The 17,060-nt window shown below is 61.7% G+C and carries 20 protein-coding genes and 1 pseudogene; 8 read left to right on the top strand and 13 right to left on the bottom strand.

The window, feature by feature from the left end:
• Positions 1-24: 24 nt before the first annotated feature.
• From F3Y30_RS24205 to F3Y30_RS24180, 6 genes are all read right to left on the bottom strand, one after another.
• A complete protein-coding gene (locus F3Y30_RS24205) occupies positions 25-648 on the bottom strand; it encodes a hypothetical protein (protein WP_246753025.1) in 624 nt (207 codons plus the stop codon).
• Positions 645-1,502 (bottom strand): ABC transporter permease, encoded by an 858-nt coding sequence (locus tag F3Y30_RS24200; RefSeq protein ID WP_203427627.1) that lies wholly within the window; start codon positions 1,500-1,502, stop codon positions 645-647. The genes F3Y30_RS24205 and F3Y30_RS24200 overlap by 4 nt, the downstream gene beginning before the upstream one ends.
• Before the next feature lie 5 nt (positions 1,503-1,507).
• Entirely contained in the window at positions 1,508-2,311 is an 804-nt protein-coding gene (locus tag F3Y30_RS24195; protein ID WP_203426831.1) for an ATP-binding cassette domain-containing protein, read from the bottom strand.
• Between the two features lie 73 nt (positions 2,312-2,384).
• Positions 2,385-2,849 (bottom strand): hypothetical protein, encoded by a 465-nt coding sequence (locus F3Y30_RS24190; RefSeq protein WP_203422993.1) that lies wholly within the window; start codon positions 2,847-2,849, stop codon positions 2,385-2,387.
• A 31-nt stretch (positions 2,850-2,880) separates the two neighbouring features.
• A complete protein-coding gene (locus tag F3Y30_RS24185) occupies positions 2,881-3,855 on the bottom strand; it encodes a YVTN family beta-propeller repeat protein (RefSeq protein WP_203422994.1) in 975 nt (324 codons plus the stop codon).
• A 20-nt stretch (positions 3,856-3,875) separates the two neighbouring features.
• Positions 3,876-5,048, bottom strand: a complete 1,173-nt coding sequence (locus tag F3Y30_RS24180) for an ABC transporter substrate-binding protein (RefSeq protein WP_246753087.1) — start codon at positions 5,046-5,048, stop codon at positions 3,876-3,878.
• A 212-nt stretch (positions 5,049-5,260) separates the two neighbouring features.
• Here F3Y30_RS24180 and F3Y30_RS26545 point away from each other — a divergent pair, with 212 nt between their 5' ends.
• Genes F3Y30_RS26545 through F3Y30_RS24155 form a run of 6 tightly spaced genes read left to right on the top strand, consistent with a single transcriptional unit; the run spans position 5,261 to position 9,574 of the window.
• Complete coding sequence (locus tag F3Y30_RS26545; RefSeq protein ID WP_246753024.1) at positions 5,261-5,401, top strand: (5-formylfuran-3-yl)methyl phosphate synthase; 141 nt, start codon at positions 5,261-5,263, stop codon at positions 5,399-5,401.
• A complete protein-coding gene (locus F3Y30_RS24175; RefSeq protein WP_246753023.1) occupies positions 5,395-6,432 on the top strand; it encodes a (5-formylfuran-3-yl)methyl phosphate synthase in 1,038 nt (345 codons plus the stop codon). The genes F3Y30_RS26545 and F3Y30_RS24175 overlap by 7 nt, the downstream gene beginning before the upstream one ends.
• A 50-nt stretch (positions 6,433-6,482) precedes the next feature.
• Entirely contained in the window at positions 6,483-7,073 is a 591-nt protein-coding gene (locus F3Y30_RS24170; RefSeq protein ID WP_203426829.1) for a dihydroneopterin aldolase, read from the top strand.
• The gene (locus tag F3Y30_RS24165) at positions 7,070-7,621 is read left to right on the top strand and encodes a flavoprotein (RefSeq protein WP_203426828.1); all 552 of its coding nucleotides are present in this window, start codon (positions 7,070-7,072) and stop codon (positions 7,619-7,621) included. The genes F3Y30_RS24170 and F3Y30_RS24165 overlap by 4 nt, the downstream gene beginning before the upstream one ends.
• A complete protein-coding gene (locus tag F3Y30_RS24160; protein WP_203426827.1) occupies positions 7,614-9,014 on the top strand; it encodes a DUF6513 domain-containing protein in 1,401 nt (466 codons plus the stop codon). Before F3Y30_RS24165 ends, F3Y30_RS24160 begins: the two co-directional genes overlap by 8 nt.
• Positions 9,011-9,574, top strand: coding sequence for a DUF447 domain-containing protein (locus tag F3Y30_RS24155; protein WP_203426826.1), 564 nt, complete (start codon positions 9,011-9,013; stop codon positions 9,572-9,574). The genes F3Y30_RS24160 and F3Y30_RS24155 overlap by 4 nt, the downstream gene beginning before the upstream one ends.
• 32 nt (positions 9,575-9,606) lie before the next feature.
• Here the strand turns inward: F3Y30_RS24155 and F3Y30_RS24150 are convergent, their stop codons facing one another.
• Complete coding sequence (locus F3Y30_RS24150; protein WP_203426825.1) at positions 9,607-10,686, bottom strand: hydantoinase/oxoprolinase family protein; 1,080 nt, start codon at positions 10,684-10,686, stop codon at positions 9,607-9,609.
• A gap of 32 nt (positions 10,687-10,718) precedes the next feature.
• Here F3Y30_RS24150 and F3Y30_RS24145 point away from each other — a divergent pair, with 32 nt between their 5' ends.
• Complete coding sequence (locus tag F3Y30_RS24145; protein WP_246753022.1) at positions 10,719-11,432, top strand: HisA/HisF-related TIM barrel protein; 714 nt, start codon at positions 10,719-10,721, stop codon at positions 11,430-11,432.
• Positions 11,433-11,653: 221 nt separating this feature from the next.
• On the opposite strand, the gene fae is transcribed toward F3Y30_RS24145, so the two are convergent.
• The 5 genes and pseudogenes from fae to F3Y30_RS24120 all read right to left on the bottom strand — a co-directional run bounded on the left by fae (position 11,654) and on the right by F3Y30_RS24120 (position 15,903).
• A complete protein-coding gene (gene fae / locus F3Y30_RS24140) occupies positions 11,654-12,160 on the bottom strand; it encodes a formaldehyde-activating enzyme (protein ID WP_203426824.1) in 507 nt (168 codons plus the stop codon).
• Between the two features lie 161 nt (positions 12,161-12,321).
• On the bottom strand, positions 12,322-13,182 hold the full coding sequence (locus F3Y30_RS24135; RefSeq protein WP_203426823.1) for a triphosphoribosyl-dephospho-CoA synthase: 861 nt from the start codon (positions 13,180-13,182) through the stop codon (positions 12,322-12,324).
• The gene (locus F3Y30_RS24130) at positions 13,182-14,111 is read right to left on the bottom strand and encodes a RimK family alpha-L-glutamate ligase (RefSeq protein WP_246753021.1); all 930 of its coding nucleotides are present in this window, start codon (positions 14,109-14,111) and stop codon (positions 13,182-13,184) included. Before F3Y30_RS24130 ends, F3Y30_RS24135 begins: the two co-directional genes overlap by 1 nt.
• Positions 14,104-15,061: pseudogene (gene mch, locus F3Y30_RS24125) on the bottom strand (methenyltetrahydromethanopterin cyclohydrolase). The gene F3Y30_RS24130 and the pseudogene mch overlap by 8 nt, the downstream one beginning before the upstream one ends.
• Complete coding sequence (locus tag F3Y30_RS24120; RefSeq protein WP_246753020.1) at positions 15,058-15,903, bottom strand: ATP-grasp domain-containing protein; 846 nt, start codon at positions 15,901-15,903, stop codon at positions 15,058-15,060. Before F3Y30_RS24120 ends, mch begins: the two are co-directional and overlap by 4 nt.
• A 57-nt stretch (positions 15,904-15,960) precedes the next feature.
• Here F3Y30_RS24120 and F3Y30_RS26540 point away from each other — a divergent pair, with 57 nt between their 5' ends.
• A complete protein-coding gene (locus F3Y30_RS26540) occupies positions 15,961-16,137 on the top strand; it encodes a hypothetical protein (protein WP_246753019.1) in 177 nt (58 codons plus the stop codon).
• A gap of 25 nt (positions 16,138-16,162) precedes the next feature.
• Here the strand turns inward: F3Y30_RS26540 and F3Y30_RS24115 are convergent, their stop codons facing one another.
• Entirely contained in the window at positions 16,163-17,059 is an 897-nt protein-coding gene (locus tag F3Y30_RS24115) for an NAD(P)-dependent methylenetetrahydromethanopterin dehydrogenase (protein ID WP_203426822.1), read from the bottom strand.
• Position 17,060 lies beyond the last annotated feature (1 nt).

The following is a 17,060-nucleotide window of genomic DNA, read 5'->3' as shown; positions in this document are numbered from 1 at the left end:
CGCGCCGCGCCCGCCCGGCGAGGTCTATTCCTTGACCATCAGGTCGCCGATGATCTTAGAGAGACCGTAGAGGCGTTGCTCGATGATCGTCGGCACCTCGCAGACATAGGTCAGGGACTGCACGCGCTCCTCGAAGATGCGGGTTTCCCAGGACAGCTGCTGGGTACCCTTATCGATCTCAGCCGGATTGGAATCGGGTGCCGCTCGCATCTTGTCTAACCCTGCCGCCTTGGCGCGCAGATCGCTGGCAAGGTCCCTTTGCTTCTGGGCGTAGCGCGAAATGCCGGAGATAACATGCTCGCGCTCCGCGTTGAGCTTGTTGAAAACATCCATGAACAGCTGCGCGAGTTTCGCGTTGACCTGATCGCGCGGAAGGCTGGCGACATAGTCGGAAACCTGTCGCTTTGCTTCCTCCATCGGGTTGCGACGCTGAACCAGCAGGGTTGTGAGGTCCGAGATCTGCGCGTCCCGTGGCCAACCTCCCGCGGGCTCGACAATCTCGGGGCCGGTCCACACCTGCCCTATCGAAAGCTCGGGGACTTTTCGCTGGATGCAAGGCCATTCGGGGTCATGCGATACCGCGCCGTATCCCGCTTGCGGCATGGAGAGGGCACCCACCAGGGCGGTCACTAGAAGATATCGATTCAATTACCGGCTCCCGTTTCCTGTTTGCGGATGATGAGACCACGCGACGGATCATAGGCGACGATGGCGGCCCCCAGGAAAAGCAGAGTGACGGACACCACCACGGCAAGTGAAAGCCATTCGATCTCCCCGTAGAAAGCGAAGCGGACGAGCTCCACGGCATAGGTGAACGGGTTCAGACGACAGATGTCGTAAAGCAGGGGGCTCGATTGCTGGATGCGCCAGAGCGGATAGAGCGCCGACGAGGCGAAGTACATCGGGAAAATGACGAAGTTCATGATCCCGGCAAAATTCTCCAATTGCCGGATCAGCGACGACAGCAGCATTCCCAGAGCCCCGAGCATCATCCCGGACAGGAACAATGCGGGCAGGATCAGGAAATAGCCGGCAAACGGCGCCTTGACGCTCCAGAACCAGGCGACGAACAGGAAGGCGTAGACCTGGACGATCGACACGGAGACGCCGGCAAGCAGCTTGCAGACGAGCAGGTACCAGCGCGGGAAGGGACTGACGAGAAGGGTGCGCATGCTGCCCATCTCCCGGTCGTACACCATCGAAAGCGACGACTGCATCCCGCTGAAGAGAAGGATCATCCCGCATAGGCCGGGCGTGATGTAGACCTCGTAGAGGACGTAGGTCTTGTAGGGCGGGATGATCGAGACGCCGAGCACCTGCCGGAAGCCAGCGGCAAAGACGAAGAGCCACAACAAGGGGCGTACCAACGAGGAGATGAAACGCTCCTTCTGGCTGAAATAGCGAAGCCCCTCGCGGACCAGAATTCCCTTCAGGCAGACGAGATATTGGAAGAGGCTGAACCCCGTCCATCGCTCCCGCGCAAGCCCGATGTCGCCGGTCATGTCGCTCATGCTTTTCCTCCCGCCGAACGGATGTCGGCGATCCCGGTCAGTTTCGAGAATGCCTGGTTGATGTTCTCGCTGCCAGTGCGCAACAGGATTTCGCCGACCTGACCATTCGCCACGAGCCGGCCCTTGTCCAGGACGACGACCTGGTCGGCATGGCTCACTTCGTCGATGAGGTGCGTTGCCCAGAGAACGCTTACGCCGGCCTCTTGCACGAGCTTCCGAATGTCTTCGAGGATGGTCGCACGCGAGCGGATGTCGAGCCCTACGGTCGCCTCGTCGAGAAGCAGCAGCGAAGGGCGATGCAGCAGGGCGCGGATGATTTCGACGCGCCGCACCTGCCCTCCCGAAAGACCGCGAACCTTGTCGTTGAGGCGGTCGGCAAGATCAATGGAGCGCAGTAGCGCGTCCATCCTTACACGGGCCTCCTTCGCGCCAATGCCGTGTAGGGCCGCGTGATAGACGAGGTTCTGCCGCACGGTCAGGTCGAGATCCAGCGTGCGTGCCTGGAAGACGATACCGAGATGCCGCAGCGCATGACCGGACTGGCGGATGATGTCCTGGCCAAAGATCCGGATGCTCCCGGTTCTGGCGGAAAACAGGTGACTGATGAGGGAAAACAGCGTGGACTTGCCCGCGCCGTTCAATCCAAGAAGCACGGCGAAGCATCCCGGCGCGATGGAAAAAGACACGTCGTCGAGCGCCCTGCGGTCACCGTAGCTGTAGCTTACCTTCTCGATCTCGAGCGCAGGAACGACTGCAGCTTCCTGGCTCTGGGGAATGGTGGGACGGATAGGCTCAAGCATTATCGGATGCCTTTCGCTGACGAGGGCATCGCCCACGCCAGCATACCAGTTGCAAAACGGCGAAGGTCGATGGCTACTTGATGATGATCTTCCCCGTCATGCCCTTGTCCGCGAGATCGGGAACCGACCATGTATACTCGCCGGGCCGCACAGCTGTGAACTGGACGCTGATCGTCCCTTCCGAATCGAACTCGAGCCACGCGGGCGCGCCGTTCATGTGCACCTCTAGATCGTTGATGACGATCTGGTTCATCCAGACATTGCGGAACAGATCGGTCTGGAACTTGTATTCGAGCCCCGCCGCCGAGGTTATCTTCCAGCGATACCCCTGACCGGAGACAAGTTCGAAATCCTTCTGGTTCACCGCGTAGCTGTCGTCCTTCGATCCGAGGATCAGCTCGGGAACGTTCTTGCTGGCTCGGGTGACGGCCGCCGGCTGTTCGTCGCCATCGTCGTCATCCTCCTGGGCAAAGGCGTAGGGTTGGATGCACAGAACACCAATCAGCGCGGCGAAAGCGAGTATTTTGGACTTCATCATTCTTCTCCTCCTCTAAGAACTTTGATGCAATTCAGTTCGGTGCCACGACCACTCCCCAGGGCATGGCGCCGACGGTGACGGATTTTATCGGCTCGTCCGTTGCCGTATCGATAAACGTGATGTCGTTCGAGAGCCCGTTGGTGCTGATGATATATTTGCCGTCCGGCGTGAACGCGAGCTGCCAGACCCTCTGGCCAACGAGGATGTATTTCTCGACTTCGTAGGTTTCGGTGTTGACCACTGCGACCCGGTTTGCCGGGCCAAGGGCGACATAGGCCTTCTTCCCGTCCGCCGAAATGCGCAGGCCCACCGGCTGGATCGCTTCCGACCGAATTCCCTGGATTTCGAAGGTGATCTTCTTCTTGACCTCGCGAGTGGCGTTATCGACAACGGAGACCGTCCCGCCGATTTCGGACGTTATCCACGCCTCGGATCCATCGGGCTTGAATTCGGCGAAGCGCGGGCGCGCATCGACCAGCACGTTGTTGACGATCTCATGGGTCGACGTGTCGATGAAATGGGCCATGTTGGTCGTTTCGGACGTGTTGACCATCGTCTTGCCGTCCGGGCTGATGCCCATGCCCTCCGGCTCCACGCCAACCGGTATCTCTGTGATAAGGCTGCCTTTCTCGACGTCGATCACCGTGACGAGATTGTCGTCCTCATTGGCGACGTAGAGTGTCTTGCCGTCCGGCGAAAGCACGAACAGCTCCGGATCCGGCCCGGAGGGCAGGGAGCCGATGATTTCATGTGTCGCGGTGTCGATAACCTCGACCGTGTCGTCATCGCTGGCGCAAACATACAGATGCTTCCCATCGTGAGAGATGGTGATGCCGCGCGGCCTCTGACCCACATTGATCGTCTTGACCACCTCCATGGTGGCTGAATCGACCACCGTAACCGTATTGTCCTTTTCGTTGGAAACATAGATCGCATTGGCCCAGGACGGCTGGGCATAGGCTAAGGCCGCCGCCGTGCCGAGGCATAATATCGGATACCTGCGCATTCTTCTCCTCCCTGCAATTTCTAGTTTAGCTTACAGGCCGTTTCCGGTTGGTCCACTCCCAAAGTGTCGAGTTCGGAAAATTCGTGAAGAAATCCCTCCTGCGGTGAGGTCGAGACCACTCCCCTGCCATCGCCAAGCAGGATCGGCTGGCGCAACTGCCAGTTCCACCGGCGGAATGTCACCTTCTGCCCCTTGAAGGCTGCAACGGAGAAGTTCTCGGCCTTGATGAACCCCTCGATTTGCTCCGGGGCATTGCTGTTCGTGCGCGTCACGGCTTCGCCGAGTATGCGTGCCGCGGTCCACGCCTGCATGTCCTTGGAGAGCATTCGCCGCCCGGTCGCTTTCTGGAAGCGATTCTGGATCTGCGATCCACCCCATTGTTCGCTTGCCGGATGCCAGGAGCCGGGAATCAGCCCGGCCGTTCCCGCGACTGGTCGCGGGGTCCATGTGCGAAAGGGGACATAACTCCCGAAGACTTCGCTCTCGTCAGCCACGATGACGACGTCGTGCTCGGGAAGACCCTGCGTGAAGACCGGCATCTGCTGCTGCACCTGGATAACGCCCGTATCGGTTCTGCGAGCCGAGCCGGTATCCTTGTAGAGGCGCTCCTCCACGATCGTTGCGCCAAAGCGGCTGGCGGAGCGGCGGATTGCATCGGCGAAAAGCTGGTCTCCCTCGTGCGAGCCATAGAGCAGGACCCATTTCGGCCACTGCTTCCAGACGAGATACTGGGCGAGACCGTCGGCAAGCATCGTGCGGGTCGGAGCGGTGTGGAACACGTTCGAGCGGCATTCCTCCTCGCGCAATATGTCGTCCGTTGCGCCGACATTGAACAACAGCACGCCGTTTTCCTTCGCCACGTCGGCGATTGAAAGCAGCTGTTTCGCTGCGATGTCCGTGAGAACAAACTTGTCGCCCCGTGCGAGCATTTCCTTGAAAACGGGCACGATGTCGGTCCCGGGTTTCACTTCCGTCACGTCGAGCTTGAAGGACTGCCCTAGGAACTTGCCGGTCGTGTTGTTGTCGTTGATCGCGACCGTCGCGCCGGCCACTCCCTCGTCGCGCGGCGGCACGTCCAGAACTGAAAGCGCAAGTTGCGGCTCGTAGGCGCGCAGATATCCGATCCGGATCTCTATTCCCGCCGGCTCGGCCGGCTTGTCTTGCGCAACCACTGGCGGCGCATTGACGATCATCGAAAAAAAGGCGAGAAAAAACGCTAGAGTATTCGGCACCGTACTCTTCATGACCATACCAAATCCCGCTCGCCGACCGTATTGGCTCGACGAGCTGTTCATGCATGAAAGGTGCCCGCAATGTTTGTACCCAATTCCGCCGCAATCTCAACCCTGCCTCTCAACTTTCGGTTTACGCTCACGGAAATTTGTGCCGCGAGGGGAGACGTCTGATGACGATGATGCTGGCGAGCGTTCGAGATTGCCGGGAAGCCGACATCGTGCTGCGGGCTGGAGTCGACGTCATCGATCTGAAAGAGCCCTCTCGGGAGCGCTGGGGGCCGTCGACACGCAAACGATCGTCGACGTGGTGAAGTTCGTATCCGGCAGAAGGTCGGTGAGCGCCGCCTGCGGTGATTTTCCCATGGAGAAGAGGGCAGTCGCGGAGAAGGTCCTGGAGATAGCGGCCACCGGGGTCGATTTCATCAAGATCGGATTTTTCCCGTCGGAGCAGGCGATTGCCTGCGCGGACGCGCTTTCCGACATTGCGCGCAGCAAGAAGCTGATCGCCGTACTCTTTGCCGATCACCGGTATGAAGGCGGAATGCTGGCCGCTTTGGGTGAGATCGGCTTTCACGGTGTCATGGTCGACACCGATGACAAGGCGAAGGGGCGGTTGCTTCACCACCTCCCTCCGGACCGCATCGCGGCATTTGTCGAGGACGCTCACCGGCACGGCATGATGGTTGGGCTTGCCGGCTCGCTCGAGGCGCCTGACATCCCGCGCTTGCTGCCCTACGGGCCCGATTTCATCGGCTTTCGCGGGGCCTTGTGCGGTGGGCAGTCCCGAAGCAGCGAGATCGACGCGGAGTCAGTAGCGAAGATTCGCGCGCTCATCCCCCAGGAGCAGCCGCCGGAGGCCGTGTCGCGGGTCGACTATCAACTTCTAGCGGCGCGCGGATACTTCCCTGATCCGGCCGATGCCGGACTGGGCACGGATCAGATCTTCGTCAGGGATTTCGTTCTTCCGGTCGAGATCGGCGCCTACAGCTTCGAGCATGGGAAGACGCAGAAGGTACGGTTCGACGTAACCGCCGACGTGCTGCGCGTCACCCGCAATCCCGAGGACATGCGTCATGTCGTGTCCTATGACCTCATCATGGACGGCATTCGCTCGATCGTGGGCCGTGGCCATGTCGAACTGGTCGAAACCCTGGTCGAGCAAATTGCAGCACTCGTTCTCGAAAGTCCGCGCGTCACCCGGGTTGTCGTACGGGCCGAGAAGCTGGAGCTTGGTCCGGGAGGTGTCGGCGTCCAGATCGAGCGAACGCAGGAAAGCATTCGGGCCTCGAAACCCTCGCCTGCCCATACCGAGGGATCGAGAGGAGGGCGGGGCGCGGCATGATGAGCCCTCTCGTCGTGAAGCTCGGGGGGAGCACGGCGGGACGGCCGGAAATGGATGCCTGGATAGAGGCCCTGGCTTCCGCGACATTTCCATTGGTCGTTGTGCCGGGAGGTGGTCCTTTCGCCGATCTCGTCCGTTTCACACAGAAGAGCATGCGATTTTCGGACGCGGCCGCGCACGAGATGGCGATCCTGGCCATGGAGCAGTTTGGAATCGCGATTGCCGAGCGGCATGAGCGCTTGTGTACCGCTCGTTCCCAAGCGGAGATTGAAAGCGCGCTCTCCAGAGGAAGGGTGCCGGTGTGGCTGCCGTCCGCAATGACCCGCGCAGCGCCGGAGATCGCACAATCCTGGGATGTCACGTCCGACTCGCTTGCCGCCTGGCTTGCTCGCCGGCTTGGCGCCGGAAATCTCCTCCTGATCAAACAGGTTGATGTCGATGGCGTCATGCCGAACCTTGAACAGCTGGTTGACAAAGGCATTGTCGATGCCATGCTGCCGCAACTTCTTGGGGAGGAGGTTGCATTGACTATAGCCGGGCCGGCAGCGCTGAAGGCGCTGCGCTCACAAGTGCCGATGACGGAGGTGCCGGGACGCCATATACTCCATCGCCAGATGGCCGAAGGAGAAATCGGTCGATGACAGTGCTTCGAACGCCCCGTTGGGCATGGGTCCTCACCGGATCCGGCCATTTCTTCGTGGAGAGTTTCGAGCTCATTCGCGAGCTCGATCATTGCGACATCTTCGTTTCAAAGGCAGCAGACGAAGTTCTGAGGATGTATCGTCTCAAGCTGGAGTTTCCCGAGACGATGCGCGTCCTGCGTGACAAGACGGCGAGCGCGGTCCCGGTCGGCGGCCTCTATCACGGTGACTATCATACGGTGGTGGTGGCGCCGGCGACGTCGAACACAGTGGCGAAGTGCGTTTGGGGAATCTCCGATACGCTTGCGACCAATGTCTTCGCACAGGCAGGAAAGTGTCGCGTCCCTTCAATCGTCTTTGCCTGCGATACGGCGCCTGAACTGGAGACCATGGCACCCGAAGGGATGGTCAAGGTCTATCCAAGGCCGATTGACCTCGAAAATACCGCACGGCTCAAGACGTTCGACTACACGACTGTCGTGGAATCCCTCGCCGAGCTGAAGGCGGCCATTGCCCTGCGGCGGGAGGCGATCGCCGAGGATGACTGAACATCTCGTCTTCCTCACCGGACATCTCGCAAAGGCCAGGCTTGAAGGGATCCTGGCCGGGCTGGGAAAGACGCCGTTCACCTGGGAGATCGTCGATATCGGCGTGAAGGTCGCCGCGCTGATGACCGAGGAGATCATCCTGCGACGTCTGCCGCGCACAGTGACGGCCGACCGCTTCGTTCTGCCCGGCCGCTACCGAGGCGATCTCCAGCGGCTGAGCGATACCTTCGCGGCACCCTTCGTGCGCGGGCCTGACGAGGTTGCCGACCTGCCCGCCTATCTGGGACGCGCCGGCAAACCCGTCGATCTCAGCCGGCACGACATGCGCATCTTCGCAGAGATCGTGGATGCTTCCGCGCTGCCGATCGAAAGTCTTCTGGTGCGCGCCCGCAGCCTTGCCGCCGCGGGTGCCGACGTGATCGACCTCGGCTGTCTTCCGGATACGCCCTTCGACCACCTGGCCGAAGCAGTACGGACGCTCAAGGCCGAGGGGCTTGCGGTGAGCGTCGATTCTGCCGACACCGGAGAACTGGAACGCGCGGCGGAGGCCGGGGCTGACTACTTGCTGAGCCTGAACGAGGACACGATCGGAATCGCTGCAGCCTACCGTGGCACTACGCCCATTCTCGTTCCGGCAATCCCCGGGGATCTCGAGTCTCTTGGTCGTGCGATCGATGCCGCCCGGGCCGCCGGAATAGCCTTCATCGCCGATCCGGTGCTCGATCCCATCCATTTCGGCTTTGCCGCGTCGCTGGGGCGCTTCATCGAGGCTCGCCGCCGATGGCCTGACGTAGAGATGATGATGGGTACCGGCAATCTCACCGAGCTGACTGACGCTGATTCAGCCGGCGTCACTGCGATCCTCTCGGGGCTCTGTTCGGAGCTGTCGATTGCCAACGTCCTGGTGGTCAACGTCTCCCCGCATACGGTGAGGACGGTTGAGGAGCATGACCGGGCGCGCAGGATCATGTTTGCCGCGAAACAGGACCGCTCCTTGCCCCGAGGCTACGATCCGGGCCTTCTGCAGATTCACGACCGCAAGCCGTTCGCCAGCAGCCTCGAGGATATCGGCGCACTGGCCGGCACAGTGCGCGATGCCAATTTCAGGATCATGACGGCCGAAGACGGGGTGCATGTCTTCAACGTCAAGGGTCATTGGACGCACTCGGATGCGTTCGAGCTGTTTCCGTTTCTCGGTGTCGAGGAGGATGGAGCGCATGCCTTCTATCTGGGCGCGGAACTGACGAAGGCTGAGATCGCCTGGAAACTCGGCAAGCGCTACGCTCAGGACGAGCCGCTCGCGTGGGGGGTGGCCGTGCCCGAGCCGGAAAAGGATCGCACGCGCCTTGCGGAAGCCGGGCACACGTTGCGGGCACGGAAGGACTCGGCATGAGCTACATCCGGGAAACGATCGTGACGACCATCGGCGCCGACGGGACCGTCCACATCGCGCCGCTCGGGATCATCTCCAAGGATGATGGCTGGATCATCGCCCCGTTCCGGCCGTCAAGGACCCTCGACAATCTCGCCGCCGTGCCCGTTGCCGTCGTCAACTACACCGACGACATGCGGATATTCGCCGGATGTCTGACGGGCCGCAAGGCGTGGCCCCTGGTGAAGGTGGACGGCTGTCCGGTGCCGCGGCTCGAGGCGGCTCTCAGCCATTCCGTCCTCGAGGTCGTGTCGGTCGAGGATGACGGCGTTCGTCCACGCCATTTCTGCAGGGTCGCCTCCGAAGGCTGTCACGCCCCGTTCCTCGGGCTCAACCGTGCCAAGGCTGCAGTACTCGAATTGGCAATTCTCGTCAGCCGGCTGCACATGCTGCCCAAGGAAAAAATCGACTCCGAGATCGCCTACCTGACCATCGCAATCGACAAGACCGCCGGCCCGAATGAACGTCAGGCGTGGGATTGGCTGATGGAACGTGTCCGTCAACATGCGGGGGAGACCTGACGGAGCTGGCGTCGCTCTCCTCCGGTCCGTCGTCAACGCTTGTTCGCAGTCTGCGCGATGTGCGACAGGCCGAGCAGCGCTACCGCCGCTGCCGGTCCGGCCTTGCTTGCATCGTCGCGCGCCTCCTGCGTTGCGGGAATGAGCGAGCCGAAATCGATGAAGGGCCGATTGAGGCGCTCTGCCAGGCGGCGGATCTGGGGCCGCCCGATTCCCGCACCGACGACCGGTGCCGACCGTTCCGTCCGCGCGCTCGCAAGCACCCGGAACGCCGCATCATGGATCATCCGCAACTGGTGTTCGCTGAACCAGCTGGCGATGTCCGTCCACTCCTCGTCCTCCAGGTCACTGCTGTCGCGCCCTATCATGCGGGCGAGCCGACCGATCGATCCGGAGACCGTCTTTTCCCTCCGGTCCGCCGTCGGGTAATGGTCGTCGTGCTCGTCGAGTATGCCCATGATCCGCGAAATGTCGGCGGTGTTGGCGAAGTACTCGTTCATCAGCGGCGTCATCGCGCCGCGGACAGGCACCCTTTCGGCAATCCCGATCAGCGCCGAGCGCGTGAAGCCGGTGTAGACAAGCTCCCCGGTGAGAAGCCGTTCAGCGTCCGAGTACCCGCTACTCGCCAGCTTCCCGCCGGCCAAGGCGAGAATGTCGGTGGTCGTGGAACCCATATCCACAAAGAGACCTTCGCCAACGCGTTCGGCCGTCAGGGCGGCCGTCGCATGCCAGTTGGCGGAGGCAATGTCAGGCCCAAGCGGGCGGGCGCCAGCAATATCGGAGAACCCCGCGCGGCCCGCGTAGATCAGGCTTCCGTCCACGCCGAATTCTGTCTCGATGAAGTCGAGCAACTGGCGGATCCCCTCGTCGCGCGACGGAAACCCGTCGGAGAGCTCGCCGGTCATGGTGAACACGTTGATTGCACTGCGATCGACCAATGGTCCAAGCTCTTGCAGGGCGGCCCTTACCTGATCCAGACCAAGCCACATCGAGGCTCTGATCGTTCTCGCGAGCGTGATCCTGCCGCCATCGGCCCGCGCCACCTTCAGATGCGCGCCTCCGATGTCCCAGCCGATCACAGTCCTCTTTTCAACGGCTGCAATTGACGCTTTCATACCCGTCGTCGTTTCCCATTGAGATTGAGCATGTGATTATCGTTCCAGTACTCGACATGAAAGATGGCCTCGTAGTGCGCGCGCATATGGGGGTGCGCAACGCCTACAGGCCCATAGAAACACCATTGAGCGCCACTGCCGACATAGCGGATGTGGCGGCTGCCTTGCGGCAGGTCTTTCCGTTCCCCGCCTTCTACGTTGCTGATCTCGATGCCATCGAAAACGGAGCCCGGCCGTTGCAGGCTGCTGAACTGTTGGCAGGGTTGCGGCCGGCGCCGGAAGTTTGGCTCGATGCCGGGTTTTCCAGCAGCGACGATATCGCCGCCACTCTCGACAACGCGCGCACGCTCGCCGTGCTCGGCTCCGAAAGCCAGGTGGACACCGGTCTCCTGCGCAGGTTCGGCAACAATCCCAGGCTCCTGCTTTCCCTCGATTTCCGGGCGAACGCCTTTCTCGGACCACCGGAAATCCTCGAACAAAGCGAACTCTGGCCGGGCACCGTGATCGTGATGACGCTTGGCAAGGTTGGGGCAGGGGATGGACCGGACTACGACGTGTTGCGTAAGGTCAAGACCCGCGCAGGCAACCGCGCCGTCATTGCCGCAGGTGGCGTCCGCGACGCGGCTGATCTTCGGCGACTGGAAGTTATGGGCATTGCGGGTGCCCTGGTCGCCAGTTCGCTCCACAACGGGGCGTTGAGCGAGGCCGACATCTCCTCCTTCATGGGACCGTCCCAAGCGCGATGACAATAAAAAAAGGACTCCGCCACCACGCCATCCTTCCGTTCCTTCACTTTGCCCGTAGGAGCACGTGAGGGAGACGGAAGGACGTCGCGATGGCGGAAGCCCTATTCCGCTTTCCGATGCTAGATGCATTTCAGTCTTCAAAAGCCGAGCAGCTTTGCCAACCGGCGCATCAGGCCACCTGTTTCAACCGGGGGCTTGTTCTGAGCGGGGTTGTCCCGTTCCTAAGCACCGAAGGGATGCTTGACGGAGTCGCGCTGGGCAGTGGCTTCCGCGGCAGTTGGCTTGCCTGTGACGGCGCGCTGAATCGCTTCCTTGGTTGCCTCATAGTTGTATTTCTGGATCTTCGCGTCGTCTTCGGCCTGCCAGTGGATGAACACACCGACGCAGATGAACACGTCATCGGCTTCGTCGGCCGGGATCGTGCCGTCCGCGACACTGTCCTGCACGGCCTTTGCGACTGCATGCTGAGCGGGACCGAACATCTGCACGGCCTGCTTGGCACCCTTGATCGTGACCTTGTTGAACATCACGGTGTTCGGCTTGCATGCCAGGTTCGGGGCGATCACTGCGAGCAGCGACGTGAACCCATCCTTGTTGTTCGTCAATGCGTGGCAAAATGCCGACTCGACGGCGCTGCCGCGCGGCCCGATCAGAAGATCGATATGCGCAACTTCATTCCCCTCCCCAACGAGGGATTCACCAACCAATACCTTGTTGATCTTTGCCATGGCCCAATACCTCCCTGTACCTTTTGACCAAATGGTTTTGTCCAAAGATTGCCGTACCTCGAGACACGACTCTCGATGGACAGCTATCCTTGTTCACAGCACCCTTTTGGCTGGGTCGGTTGGCCAGATAGCAGCGGATGGAATGTTCCCGCCGCTGAAATTCAAGCATTTACGTTTGCACATTGCAAGGCGAAGTTGACGCCTGCCGCAAAAAGCGTTGCCACGGTCAGATCGGCTGAGGTTCCGGGGTTCAAACCGCTGGCTTTCAAGCGGGAATCGAATGCCAGGAGGGTACGCTCCCGGGCCTTCGTGTCGCTGGTCCGAGCGATTTCCCTGAAGATGTCTTCGGCCTGCCCGCGCACCTCCTCGGCGATGACGAGGCCATGCTTTCGCGCGATATGGCTGTCGGGAAACGTGGACAGCATTTGGAGGTAGACGAACACGGTCGGCCACATTCCGGTTTCGCCATCGGCGAGCGCCTTGGCGTGTGCCGACAGTCCGCCGGCGAATATGTCGGCAAAGCCCGTCGCATACTGCCTGGCGACGGAATCGCGATGCTCCGCTTGCCGCATCGCCTCGACGAGAGAGCCGACCGGCTCGTCGTTGACATCGTTGGTCTCGGATTTGCCGAGCCCGCCCGGGTTTGCGAGCCGGATGGCGGCAAACACGTCGCGTGTGTCGCGATCGTCCATCGCACCGATGACATCCTGCAGGCTCTGCCGAAGATCCAGGGACGCGATCTCGGCCGCCTTGGCCAAAGGGGCACAGAGCAGCAGTATGCCGAGATTGGTGTTGGTGCCGACCTTCTCTCTCGTTATGGAGGCGGAGGCGAGAACACGTTCGCCGACGGAAGCATCGGGAAAGGTGATGGGCGCCGCCGTGATCTCGGCGCTCTCCAAGAACTGTTGCGCCGTCATGTGGTGGCCGTCCGCGAAGCGATGAACGTTTCCCGGCTTCAGCGCATCGATTTCGGCCCTGCATGAATCGACATAGATAGAGGCGATCTGTTCGCGCGACAGCATCAGGCCGCCGATCTTTCCCGGTTGGCCGAGTCGATCCGGGCGCACATTGCCGCGGCGATTCGTTCGGCGATCCGTACGGGCACCACCGATTGCAAGCCGGTCCAGGCGGGCATGCTGTTGACCTCCAGAAGCTGGAGGCCGCCGTCGTCAGCCTGCACGATGTCGATGCCCGCGAAATCGGTGCCGATCGCCCTGGCCGCGGCGAGCGACAGCTCCTCGAGCTTGTGATGGAGCAGGGCCGCGACCGGCCTCGCCTTCGCGCCTCGTGCGATGTTGGTGATCCAACTGTCCGCGCAGCGCTCGATCATTCCGAGGATTTCTCCGTCGCACACGAAGACCCGGTAGTCGCGATAGGGCGGGGCGGTGCGCTCAACGAAGCGTTGCAGGTAGTATGTATCGTCGATATCGGCCGGGTCGGGCAGATCCTCGACGGAGTGGATGAGCTTCAGGCCGCGCCCCTGCGATCCGAAAAGCGGCTTGAGGACCAGTGGACCTTGCGACGCCTCGCGATCGACAACGACCTTCGCATTGTCGAGTCCCTCTACAGCGAAGGTTTGGGGAGTCGGCAGGCCCGCCTGGGCCAGCAGGAATGTCGTCATCGATTTGTCGACGCAGCGCTCGATTGCTTTGGCTGAATTCCAGACCGGCACGCCCATATGGGTAAGCGCGTGTAGAATGCCGAGACGTCGTGTGATGGCCTCGAAGCTCCCGGAAGAGATCGAGCGCACGACAACGCCGGCCGGAAGTGCTCCGTCGAAGGATGGTATCGCTATCCCGGAGGGGTAGCGCGTGTCGAAGGCAATATCGGCGAGTGGGCAGAAGAAGGGATCCGCTCCGAACCCCTTGAAGGATGCGCAGAGTTGCTTGACCTGCTTGTCAGGCTTGTCGGACACGATGAGTATGCGGCCCGCGGATAAGTTTTCAGCCAAGGGACTGCTCCAACATTTCCAGATTTCTGCGGCCGGTTCTGAACGTATCGCCGGTTTCGATCGCCGTCACGATGACCTCGGCAGGACTGAACAGATGCGGATCAATCGCATAGAAGTCCCCTTGAATTTCTCAAAGATGTTCGAGAACGGCGCGCCGTAGTCGCGCGACGAGGTGCTCGGCAGTTGCTCCGCAAGGTCGCGCGCGGCGGCGGCGCTTCCGCGAACGAACAACTGTACGAGCCCGCCATAGATGATCGCGTCGTTCGTGCGTCCCATCGCCGTCAGGAAATCCGGGTGGGGCGCGGGAACCGGAGCAGTCCCCATTCCGTCGACGATTGAATCAAGGGGAAATGCAGGTCATGCGCCTTGTGCAAGGCCACTTCCAGCACGCGCCCGACGATCTGCGTGCAGCCGGTGAGGCTCTGGGTGGGGGCATAGATGAAGGTCAGGTCTTCCGGCTTTAACCCCGTTGCAGCCGCGACCTTTTCCACGATGGCCTGCGGTGGCGGCTTGTCGGTCTCCAGCACGATGACGGAGGATGCGGCTTCATCCTCCCTGTAGGCGATCTCGTCGAAGAGCGGTTCGACCCTGGCAAGCGCCCGGACAGGCCCCGATCCCATCGCGAAATACTTCTCATGCGACAGCCGCCAGCCGGCATACTGGCTGCCGAGGCAGGCGAGCACCGGTCGAGACGATTGAACGTCGATGCTGAGAGGCCAGCGTTCGCTGTACCGGTCGAGCGTCACGGCTGCTTTTCCGAGGCCGCCCATGCAGATTTCGACGACCCGCAACCCTACTTCCAGCCCCCCGGGGCTGCGTGAACCGGCGTCGATCCGATGCTCCCCGAGATTGCCGCGGCTGTGCTCGACGCCGTACCGCTCTGCGTCGGCGATGATCTCATCGACGATCTTCTGGGCATTTCTGTTGAGGTGGGCTCTGTTGTCTTTCATTGGAACTCCCCTTTCCAATGCTTCGCCAAGTCCTTGATGCGATGCTTGACGGCGCGCTCGGCGCCTGCCGCGGAGCGGGCTCGCGCCAGTACGGTACAGATGGGGTCGTCGAGCTGAAGCGTGGTGCCGGGGCTCTGGTGATCCGCCGTCATCTCCGGCCAGTCGATCTCCGGGAAGCGGTCGATGGGATGCGCGGCATAGGCGATCGCCGATGCGACGGCACCCCTGTAGGTCGGTTGCGGTACGCTTTGTCCGCGCACCGCCCGCAGATGCTGGGTGAGCAGCGGCGCCTCGTCGGTATCAAAGATGTCGATGGTCGCCCCTGGCCGCGGATTGATTTCGATGAGGTGCAGGCCGTCTTCGGCATCAATGAAATCGGCACTGCAAAGGCCAAGGAGACCCGTCCGGCGGGTCAGCTTATCGAGCCAGGCGGCGATACGTGTCCTCTTGCCTTTGGGGAATCTTGCGAGCCGCACGGCGCCGCCATAGCGAAACGGCGAGGTGCTGGACGGCGAGGTCCATTGCCGGCTGAAACCGACGATCTTGGCGCGCCGTCCGTCCGCGACGAACAGCGCCGAAACGCTCTGCCCGGCGACGAACCGCTGGAGGTACTGACCTTGCGCCAGTTGGTGCTGCCCGGCATGCCGCACATGGGAGCCGCCGGCACCGCCGCCAAGCTTGTTCAACCAGCCGTCCATGCTCTCCGGGGCACTGAAGCGGATTTCGGGATGCTGTATGCCGATCTCCGCACAAAGCTCGGACAAGGACTGTGGATCCTTTACAAACCGGAGCGTGGCCGCGCTGTTGCCGGCCAGCGGAAATGCCTTTTCGAGCACCTCCACGATTTCAGGTTTTCGCTCGAAACCCGAGCCATAGACCAGCGCCGCAGGCATTTCGCCTTGCGCCAACGCATGCAGGGTCGTCGCTATCTGCTCTCCATCGATCCCTTCTGCGAGAGACCCGGAGAGTCGCGCCGTCCGTTCGGCAAGATTTACGGTGTCGGCGTCGCAGAAGAGGTCCGCCACAAGCGGGCGATAGCCGGCACGGCGTGCCGCCGCCGCCAGGGAACGCCCTGAAATGGCTGCGATGAGGACAGAGGGGCTATTTGGCGATGCTGCGTGCAAGGGTGAATGCATCCCGAAAATCGTAAATGACCGGCTTGTCGGCGGCGATCATCTGCTTGAACAGGCCGGCTTGCGTCTTGTATTTGACGTTGCCGATGGAGAGCGGACCGATGCCGACGGCGCTTGTCGCATCCAGCGGTTCCGCATTGGCATTGACTGCCAGTCCTTCGATGCCGGCGGGCGGCACGGCGTTCACGTCCGCCGCAACAATCAGGTTGGATGCCTGCCGGATCTGTGCAGCCGAGATCACCTGGACGCCGGCTCTGGCGGCGGAAAGCACGACTTCCGCACGCTGGAGCAAAGCGGTCTTCTTTTCGTCGGTCGATCCGTCCTCCGGCCGGACGGTGACGCCGAAGCGTCCATTGATCGATTGCGCCACGTCGGATGCTCGGGTCAGGCCGTCATGACCCGCCACCGTCACGTCCGCTCCCTCTTTCGCGCAGATCACTGCGGTGCAGTAACCGACCACTCCAGTCGCGCCGAAAATCGTAACCTTCGTGCCTGAGAGCGTGCGGCCGTCATGCTTTGCGAGCGCCTTCTCGACCTTCGCGACCATGGCGGCAGCGGTGGTGAATGAGCCTGCCGGATCGGCGAACACCGAGACTTCGAAGGGCGGCACCATCGCCTTCTTTGCCGCATCCAGCATGTCGAGTGCGACCGTCACGTCCTTCCCGGCGAGAAAGATGCCCGTGGCGACGCCCGCGTCCGGCGGACGGGAGAAGATCGCGTCCTGTACGAGATTGCCGACATCGGCCAAGGTCACCCCCGTGTAGGGGATGACGCTGTCATATCCTGCATCGAGCGCCATGTTGACGTCGAAGGGGCTCATCTGCTTGAGAGGCGTGAGCATATGTAGAATGGTTTTGCGGCTCATG

Source organism: Sinorhizobium sp. BG8 (assembly GCF_016864555.1).
In the GTDB taxonomy this organism is placed as follows: domain Bacteria; phylum Pseudomonadota; class Alphaproteobacteria; order Rhizobiales; family Rhizobiaceae; genus BG8.
The sequence above is the reverse complement of the archived record's forward strand: the minus strand, read 5'-3'. Positions and strand labels throughout refer to the sequence as shown.